At 56.9% G+C, this 3,130-nt stretch carries 3 protein-coding genes; 2 read left to right on the forward strand and 1 reads right to left on the reverse strand.

Going from position 1 to position 3,130, the window contains the following annotated elements:
• The coding region (locus J0A65_RS21885; protein ID WP_206596445.1) for a DUF262 domain-containing protein at positions 1 to 443 on the reverse strand (443 nt) is incomplete at its 3' end.
• 453 nt (positions 444 to 896) lie between these two features.
• Here J0A65_RS21885 and J0A65_RS21890 point away from each other — a divergent pair.
• Positions 897 to 1,454, forward strand: coding sequence for a GAF domain-containing protein (locus tag J0A65_RS21890; RefSeq protein ID WP_134676852.1), 558 nt, complete (start codon positions 897 to 899; stop codon positions 1,452 to 1,454).
• 11 nt (positions 1,455 to 1,465) lie between these two features.
• A partial coding sequence (locus tag J0A65_RS21895) for a putative bifunctional diguanylate cyclase/phosphodiesterase (RefSeq protein ID WP_206596446.1) occupies positions 1,466 to 3,130 on the forward strand: 1,665 nt, incomplete at its 3' end.

The following is a 3,130-nucleotide window of genomic DNA, read 5'->3' on the forward strand; positions in this document are numbered from 1 at the left end:
GAAAATTCGTAGATCGACAGCGGCACTGTGTATGACGCAATTCGGACACATGCGTCTCGTTCAAGCAGCGGCTCGCCCTGCTTCAGTTTTCCAGCGTCAAGCAACGCTTTCGTTTCAGCCATGGCGTTCAGGTCGAAGTACTTTCCATCAACATCGTATTCGTTCTCGATATACCCAAAGATCGCGTTTAGACGTTGCATGCCATCAATGATTTCAAAGAGGCTTTGCCCAGCAAATTTTCCTTCAGCAAGCAGCACAATCGGAACTGGATAGCCTGCAAGAATTGAATCAATAAACTTGCGCTTCTCTTCGATAGTCCAGACCAACTTGCGTTGATAGCGTCGGTTCACGATGTAGCGACGCGCTTGGTAATTCCCAAATATGCGCTCAATCGATTCACCTTTAACCGTCAGGTCTTGTCTTGCCTGTGCTGACTCTGTCATCGCCACCGTCCTGTTGTTTGACGGTTCTAGAGTAATCGAATTCTGTCTCGGTTGTGTCCCTTGGAAAACAACTGGGGACAGGCCACGATACTGCTGCTTTTGAGCGGCAGCTTCTGGCCGGTAGCGGTCATTGGTGACAGGCCGCTACCGGCCACTAGACGACACTCATCGTCTGCGCACCAGGCTCATTGTGTCTGGCTCCCCTGGCCTCCGTCACACAAGAACCGGAAGCCTACCCGGTCTGGCGTCGCCTCTCCGGGCCTTCGTCAGGCGTTTTTGGACGCTAACCCGTTGACCCGCTTGGCCACCGACATGCTCGTCCCCGCACGGAGGGGAGGGGGTGTTGAGCGACGCATAAATCAGACAGATTCGGGGTATTTACTTGTTGGCGGGCAGCTACACTGAAAAAGCAGCTTGAGCTTCATATCGAATTCTTTCATGAAGGGCTTCCCCATGGTCATGACCGTCTCGTCAGTACTGCTGGATGAATGGCAGGAGCTTGCCAACCAGGCTGCAGAAGCTGCGCAAGTACCTGCTGCCTTGGTGATGCGTGTCTGGCCTGAGCAGATTGAGGTGCTGATCGCGAGCCTCGGGGATGAAAACCCCTATGAGGAACATGAGAAGGCCGATCTTGGGACGGGCCTCTATTGCGAGACCGTCATGGCTACCCATCAACCTTTGCTGGTGCCTGATGCATTGAGCGATCCGGAATGGGCCAACAATCCTGATATCAAGCTGAACATGATCAGCTACCTGGGAGTGCCATTGGTCTGCCCTGATGACAGCATTTTCGGCACCGTCTGTGTGCTGGACCGACAGCCCAGGCATTACGACACGAAGACGCTGCGCATGCTGGAGTCGTTGAAAGCGATCATCGAGTCAGACTTCCATTCGGTGGTCGCTGGTGATCCCGTTCATGAGGGCAGCCGCAGTGGTTCGGAACGGCGGGCCTTTCAAAACTGCATTGCGGATCTCCGAGCCAGCAATGGTTCGCCATCACCATCTGCCTGAACCGGGCGACGATGTCCCTGAAGATTATCGCGGGCAATACCCTGGTTCCGCGTCCCTATCTCAAGAAGTGGGCCCGGTGGCTGGCCCAGCTTCAGGAGATCACGCAGGCCGATGCCATTTGGCTGATGAGTCTGCAGGGCGACCGGCTGCAGACCGTACTGGATAGCGGTCAACCGTCGCTTGACCAGCGCACTGCCGCCAGTGAGCTGGCCAATCGCCTGGCTGAGCAGGCCATCACTGCGCGCGCCGTCGTCGAAGAGTATCGCGCTGAGGTGGGCTGCTGCTGCGTGAGTGTCCCGCTTTGTTGGCCGGATGCATCCGTTTATGGCGCACTGGTTCTGATGGCCGGGAAGGACGGCCGCAGCCTTCTGGAATGGCTCCGGCATATGCTCGAGTCGGATTTCCGCACCCTGCATTTCGTGCGCGCCATCGATCAGCATAAAAATCTGCTGGAGACGCGAATTGCCGAGCGGACGGACGATCTGCGCATGGCCAATGAGCGGCTTGCGCAAGAGTTGAGTCTGACCCAGCGCACCGCACAGCTGTTGCGTCAGATGGTCATTCATGTGCCCGGTGGTGATGAGCATGGCTATTTCCACAAGCTCGTGCAGCAACTGGTTCAGATGCTGCGCGCCGAACATGCGTTTGTCGCCTTGATCGATGATCAAGACCCCAGTCGCGCAAGCACCATCTCCTGCTACAGCGGTAATGACTGGCACGCCAACTTCAACTTCGAAATTGCCAAAACCCCTTGTAGTCATGTGCACAAACGCCGCGGCGTGTTCACCTCATGCGATCTGGACAGCGAATTTCCCGAAACACAGGCCCAGTTCGGATTACAGGCTGAGAGCTATCTGGGGGTTCCCCTGCTCGATGAAGCGGGGTGCACGTTGGGGGTCATGGCCGCGATGGGGGGAGGGGACATGCTGGATGCCCACCTGGCCAATGAGGTCATTGAGCTGCTGGCTGCCCGAACCGGGTCTGAAATCCTCCGCATGCATACCGAGGATGAGCTGCGTCACCTGGCTCTTCACGACTCCTTGACTGGGCTGCCCAACCGTATCCATTTCAGAGGTCGGCTGGAGCAGGCCATTGCTCAGGCGGAACGTGCTCATACCCATCTGGCCGTTCTGTTTATCGATCTGGATGAATTCAAGACCATCAACGACAGCCTGGGTCACGATGTCGGTGACAGGGTGCTGGTACAGGCGAGCAAACTACTCGAGGCTTCCATGCGCGACATGGATAGCGTGGCCCGTTTGGGGGGGGACGAGTTCGCAGCATTGTTGCCTGGTGCCGACTCTCTTGAGGCAGATGCAGTTTTTCAGCGCATTGCCAAAGCGATGTCCACGCCTCTTCTCAGCGAGGGCATCGAGTTGTTTCTTTCCGCCAGTGTCGGTTGCAGCCTGTACCCTGACGACGGCACGGACTCCGGTAGCTTGTTGCGCTCGGCTGATACCGCGATGTACCGCGCGAAAGCACTCGGCAAGAACCAACTGCAGTTCTACGCGCAACACAGCAAGCAAACGATCCAGCGCGACCTTATCGTCGGCAATCGTCTACGCAAGGCGATCAATGCTGGTGAGCTCTACGTGGTCTACCAGCCCAAGATCAACCTGAGGGATGGATCGCTGGTCGGCGCTGAGGCCCTGTGCCGCTGGCATGACCAGGAGTTG

The sequence above is a fragment of the Bowmanella yangjiangensis genome (assembly GCF_017255015.1).
Taxonomy (GTDB): Bacteria; Pseudomonadota; Gammaproteobacteria; order Enterobacterales; family Alteromonadaceae; genus Bowmanella; species Bowmanella yangjiangensis.